Here is a 4,638-nt window from a genome sequence, read left to right as displayed (position 1 = left end):
ATTATGTATATAATAGTTTTTTCATTTGAAAAAGAAGATGTCATTTATTATATCCAAAACAAAACAAAAGATATATATTTATGAATATTTCTATATAGTTACTATAGAACAGGATATGAATATGGAGATTCGTAAAATACAACGTACCGGAGGGTCAACATTCATTGTCTCCCTGCCAAAAAAATGGGCGGACCGTGTCGGTGTGACCAATGGTATGAATGTCGGCATAACAATAAGACCGGATGGCACTCTACTGATTACTCCCAATACCTCTTCTCCATCTCCTGCACAGAACAAATTAGATGTCACAGGTAAATCGGGTGAAGTACTGATACGGGAGATCATTGCTTCCTATATTGCAGGTTTCAATATTATTGAGATCAGATCGAATCGGATCACAGCTGAACAAAAACAGACTATTAGAGAGATCACACATAAACTGATCGGGCCCGAGATCATTGAAGAGACTGCTGATCGCATGATCTTGCAGGACTTATTAAATCCTGCAGAACTATCTCTATTTCAATCTGTAAGGCGGATGTTCTTAATTGCAAATTCCATGCAAAATGATGCACTGCAAGCATTGATTTCAAATGATATTGATCTTGCAATGGACGTGGCACAAAGGGATGATGAAGTAGACAGGTTGTATCTTTTGATTGAAAAGCAATTGCGTATAATAGTACGCAGCGGTATGGTCAAAGATTCACAAAAAGATATGACTCTCGATATGAGCCTTGATCTTAGCCTGGCCTCCCTTCCTATTGAAAGGATAGCAGACCATACCCGCAAGATCGCTCTAATTATTACCGAGCTGGAAATGTCGCCGCCGTCAAATATTACCCAAATGTTCGATACTGTCGGGCAACGTGTAAATAAATTAGTTGAAAATGCTGTCGAGTCCTTATTTTCATCTAATATTGACCTTGCCAACAATGCGATCAATATGAAAGATGGAGTTAATCATTCCCTTCGTGCCATTGACCACGAACTTTCGACATTGGGCACCAGGGATGCATTGCACTTGAGGATAATATCTGACAGTATAGACCGTATAGGTGACTATGGTGCGAACATTGCAGAAATAGCGATAAATTCAACTATATCAAAATCAGTGTAAGAAAAAATTATTAAACCATATGAGGGAAAAAATGGAGGAATATGAATGGGATTTATTAAAAAAGTAAAAAGGAACTTCTCCTCTGTATTTAAAAAAATATTCAAGAAGAAGGTATCAAGGATCGGGATTTATGGACCACCCAATGCCGGTAAGACAACATTAGCGAATAGAATTATTAGGGACTGGACCGGGGATGCAATGGGGGCGGTTTCTGCTGTACCTCATGAGACCAGGCGCGCTCGCCGCCGGGAAGGAGTAACCATAGAATCCAATGGCTCCAGGGTCACTCTTGATATAGTGGACACGCCTGGACTGGCTACCAAGATCGATTTCCATGATTTTATGGCCCATGGGTTGGAAGAGGAAGAAGCAAAACGCAGAGCCAAAGAGGCCACAGAAGGCATCATAGAAGCTGTTAAATGGCTGGATGATCTTGATGGGGTGATCCTGGTAATGGATGCAACAGAAGACCCTTTCACCCAGGTGAATGTGACCGTGATAGGCAATATGGAAGCCAGAAGTCTCCCGCTTCTTATCGCTGCCAATAAAATAGACCTGCCTGAATCCTCTCCTGCAAGGATTAAGAGCGCTTTCCCCCAACATCCATTAGTGCCCATATCGGCACTGGAAGGACAGAATATTGACTCGCTTTACGAAGAAATTGCAGACCATTTCGGGTGATGTTATGATCGGTGTACAGATGGATTTGATATCAGAGGAAAAATTGTCAGAAATGACGGCTATGGAAAAGATACGATTAATACTGGACGAGGTAAAGGAAGGCAAGATAATTGTTCTTGAAAAAGGATTGACCCCTTCTGAGGAAGCAAAACTTATTGAAATGACCATGACCGAGATTACGCCTGAGGAGTTTTCAGGGATTGAGATAGAGAGTTATCCCAGCAACCAAAATCCGAATTTGTTAGAAAAACTGTTCAAAAAGCCCATGATCAAGACAAGATTGACTGTCATAGGCCCTGCTAACCAGTTAAAGACCCTGAAAAAGGACCGGGATTTTATCAGCACACTGGTATCATCCCAACAGTGATCTTATTTCAATGTAGAGAGAAATTATGCCACACAAATGTACAAGGTGTGAGAACATCTTCAAAGACGGTGCCGTAGCCATACTTAACGGATGTCCAAATTGTGGATGGAATAAATTCCTTTATGTGCGAGATGAATCAGAACCGGAAATCGAAAATTTGAGTGAGCATGATGAACAACATCCTGCAAAGAAATTCGTTAAAGAGATCGATGAATTCCTTATTGATCAAAATATTGAAGTAAAAAAGATAACAGAACATGACCAGGAACCACAAAGCGACCGCATTGAATCTGTTAGAATATTAGGTCCTGGTTCCTATGAACTTAATCTTGACGCGCTTCTGGAACGCAAAGAGATAATTTTAGCTATAAAAGAGGACGGATCATATATTGTCCATCTCCCATCGGTCTTTAAAGCAAAAAGAAAGAAAAAGTGATATTATTTATCTTCAAAAAACGTATTCGTTGTACTTGAAACATCGCTAAAAGTTCTTGTAACGCCAGTAGGAAAAACCAGTTTAAATGTTTCTACCCTGACACCCAGATCATGAGAATCATGGAAATAGAAATCCCCTTTTAGGTCAGGGTCTTTATATGAAACGTTATTAGCAATTACTACAGCATAATTATCTCTGACGTTCACAATTTTGAAGTCATCAAAATCATAGAATATTTCATTAATAGCTGGTTCAATATTTCCACTTCCTAAGAACAGAACATATATCCTGGCGAAAAGATCCAGTTCATAATTAGCAGTAAATGTAGCATCCTGTCCATCTAGTTCCATTGTGATAGAGTTTACATGAATGTATCTGGGTGTTTCGGCGCTGGCTGTATTTGATGTGAGAACAATAATAGAAACCAAAAGCCCAATAGTAATTAATGAAATTTTATTGCTTATAGATCGGTCTGATTTTTTTTCCATCACAGTTATAACTAATATATTACATAATTATTTATCTTTTTCTACCGACTTGGCAGCTGCCGAAATCATATGTCTCATACATTCCTTTCCCCCCAGGTTCTTTATGACCTTCTCTTCTTTTATCTCAATTATTTTAAAATCTGAAAAAATATCAGTCAATTCCTGCACATCAAAATAATGGTATATTGAACCAGTATTTCTTTGATATGTGGAAGGCTCGACCATTTTGCCCCCAGCGCGCATATCTTCCTTACCCAGCACCTCCATTATCAGGGTGCCGTTTTGAGCGAGGACACGATTGAATTCAATAAGTGCCTTTTGTCTTTCATATTCAAGCAAATGCTGCAAAACACCAAAACAAACCACAATATCAAATACATTATTATTATATGGAAGATAGCGCACATCAGCAACTCCCAGACCCACATTAAGGTTGCGGCGATGTATCTCATCATCAAGTTTCTTTATTGCAGGCAGTGATATGTCAATTCCAAACATGCTGTAATTCTTCAGAGCAAGGGGTATGGTATATCTCCCAATACCACAGCCTGCATCAAGAACACAACCTGAGGACGGAGCATATTTTTGAAAAAAAGCCAATGAGTATGGCCCCTTCCATATCCCTCGTTTATGTTCTTCATCCCATGCCTTTAGATGGGAATTTTTGTCAAGCATGATTCATCCGTATTTTCCCACCATGAGATGAACTTTTCCAGTGGAGTTTTAGGTGGTGCTGTTGATAAATCATTCTCATCTATGTATGCCTATATTTTTTCAATCACTTCAGAAGGTAACATTACGGTTTGATTATTTGAGACATTTCACATAATAGAATTTCAGCGAAGTTTATTTATACTTCAAATAATTTTAAATTATCCACTTTCTAGTGCTTTAATCACACCATATATTAGTAGGTTTAATGGAGTTTGTATATTATGTTTTTTTCCAAGTTCTATGATTTTTCCATTTAAAAAATCAATTTCAGTCTTCCTGTTATTAATAAGATCAAGTAACATCGATGTTTTATGTTCATATCCCTTTTCGAGTGCACTAAGCATTGATTTTCTAAGATACTCTTCATCTAATTCAATGCCCTCGGCCCGTGCAATTTTCAAGGATTCTTCTGCAACTGTAAATATACTCTCTTTTAATTCAGGTATTTCAGATATTATACCCAATTTTTTTCTAGTTATTGCATTGATTGAATTGCCCTTTAAATATGCGCCTATTCATTATTCGAAATTTTTTTCATTAAATTCCTGTAACCCATTCGATCATGAATTCGTCAACGACCTCGGATTTCGCTTTGCTCAAATCCGAGGCATCTAAATGAGTGCATGACTTTTGTAAAAATGGAAGCATAACTTTAATATTATTAAAAACAAATAATTATATTGTAGGTATAAGCGACCGGGCTGGGATTTGAACCCAGGGGTTCCGCTAGAAACAACAGATCTTAAGTCTGACGCCTTAGACCTAACTCAGCCACCCGGTCAAAATTGATTCTGGATGAAAAAGTTTAAATGAGAATATAACATATATTACT

The 4,638-nt window shown here is 38.0% G+C and carries 7 protein-coding genes and 1 tRNA gene; 4 read left to right on the top strand and 4 right to left on the bottom strand.

The window, feature by feature from the left end; all coding sequences use genetic code 11:
• Positions 1-121 precede the first annotated feature (121 nt).
• Genes IBX40_11105 through IBX40_11090 form a run of 4 tightly spaced genes read left to right on the top strand, consistent with a single transcriptional unit; the run spans position 122 to position 2,604 of the window.
• Positions 122-1,120, top strand: a complete 999-nt coding sequence (locus IBX40_11105) for a phosphate uptake regulator PhoU (protein MBE0524865.1) — start codon at positions 122-124, stop codon at positions 1,118-1,120.
• 45 nt (positions 1,121-1,165) lie between these two features.
• Positions 1,166-1,801, top strand: a complete 636-nt coding sequence (locus tag IBX40_11100) for a GTP-binding protein (GenBank protein MBE0524864.1) — start codon at positions 1,166-1,168, stop codon at positions 1,799-1,801.
• 4 nt (positions 1,802-1,805) lie between these two features.
• Positions 1,806-2,168 (top strand): DUF2073 domain-containing protein, encoded by a 363-nt coding sequence (locus IBX40_11095; protein ID MBE0524863.1) that lies wholly within the window; start codon positions 1,806-1,808, stop codon positions 2,166-2,168.
• A 25-nt stretch (positions 2,169-2,193) separates the two neighbouring features.
• Positions 2,194-2,604: a Zn-ribbon domain-containing protein gene (locus IBX40_11090; GenBank protein ID MBE0524862.1), complete on the top strand. Its 411-nt coding sequence runs from the start codon at positions 2,194-2,196 to the stop codon at positions 2,602-2,604.
• A 2-nt stretch (positions 2,605-2,606) separates the two neighbouring features.
• Here IBX40_11090 and IBX40_11085 read toward each other — a convergent pair whose 3' ends face one another.
• The 4 genes from IBX40_11085 to IBX40_11070 all read right to left on the bottom strand — a co-directional run bounded on the left by IBX40_11085 (position 2,607) and on the right by IBX40_11070 (position 4,587).
• On the bottom strand, positions 2,607-3,092 hold the full coding sequence (locus IBX40_11085; protein MBE0524861.1) for a hypothetical protein: 486 nt from the start codon (positions 3,090-3,092) through the stop codon (positions 2,607-2,609).
• Between the two features lie 27 nt (positions 3,093-3,119).
• Positions 3,120-3,767, bottom strand: a complete 648-nt coding sequence (locus IBX40_11080; protein ID MBE0524860.1) for a class I SAM-dependent methyltransferase — start codon at positions 3,765-3,767, stop codon at positions 3,120-3,122.
• Between the two features lie 197 nt (positions 3,768-3,964).
• Positions 3,965-4,270, bottom strand: coding sequence for a hypothetical protein (locus tag IBX40_11075; GenBank protein ID MBE0524859.1), 306 nt, complete (start codon positions 4,268-4,270; stop codon positions 3,965-3,967).
• A gap of 229 nt (positions 4,271-4,499) precedes the next feature.
• Positions 4,500-4,587 (bottom strand) — tRNA-Leu (locus tag IBX40_11070).
• Positions 4,588-4,638 lie beyond the last annotated feature (51 nt).

The organism is Methanosarcinales archaeon (assembly GCA_014859725.1).
GTDB lineage: Archaea > Halobacteriota > Methanosarcinia > Methanosarcinales > Methanocomedenaceae > Kmv04.
This window is presented reverse-complemented; position numbering and strand designations above follow the sequence as displayed.

Coding starts and splice junctions, on each gene's coding strand:
- IBX40_11090 (MBE0524862.1), top strand. CDS start 2,194: ATGCCACACAAATGTACAAGGTGTGAGAACATCTTCAAAGACGGTGCC.
- IBX40_11095 (MBE0524863.1), top strand. CDS start 1,806: ATGATCGGTGTACAGATGGATTTGATATCAGAGGAAAAATTGTCAGAA.
- IBX40_11080 (MBE0524860.1), bottom strand. CDS start 3,767: ATGCTTGACAAAAATTCCCATCTAAAGGCATGGGATGAAGAACATAAA.
- IBX40_11085 (MBE0524861.1), bottom strand. CDS start 3,092: ATGGAAAAAAAATCAGACCGATCTATAAGCAATAAAATTTCATTAATT.
- IBX40_11100 (MBE0524864.1), top strand. CDS start 1,166: ATGGGATTTATTAAAAAAGTAAAAAGGAACTTCTCCTCTGTATTTAAA.
- IBX40_11105 (MBE0524865.1), top strand. CDS start 122: ATGGAGATTCGTAAAATACAACGTACCGGAGGGTCAACATTCATTGTC.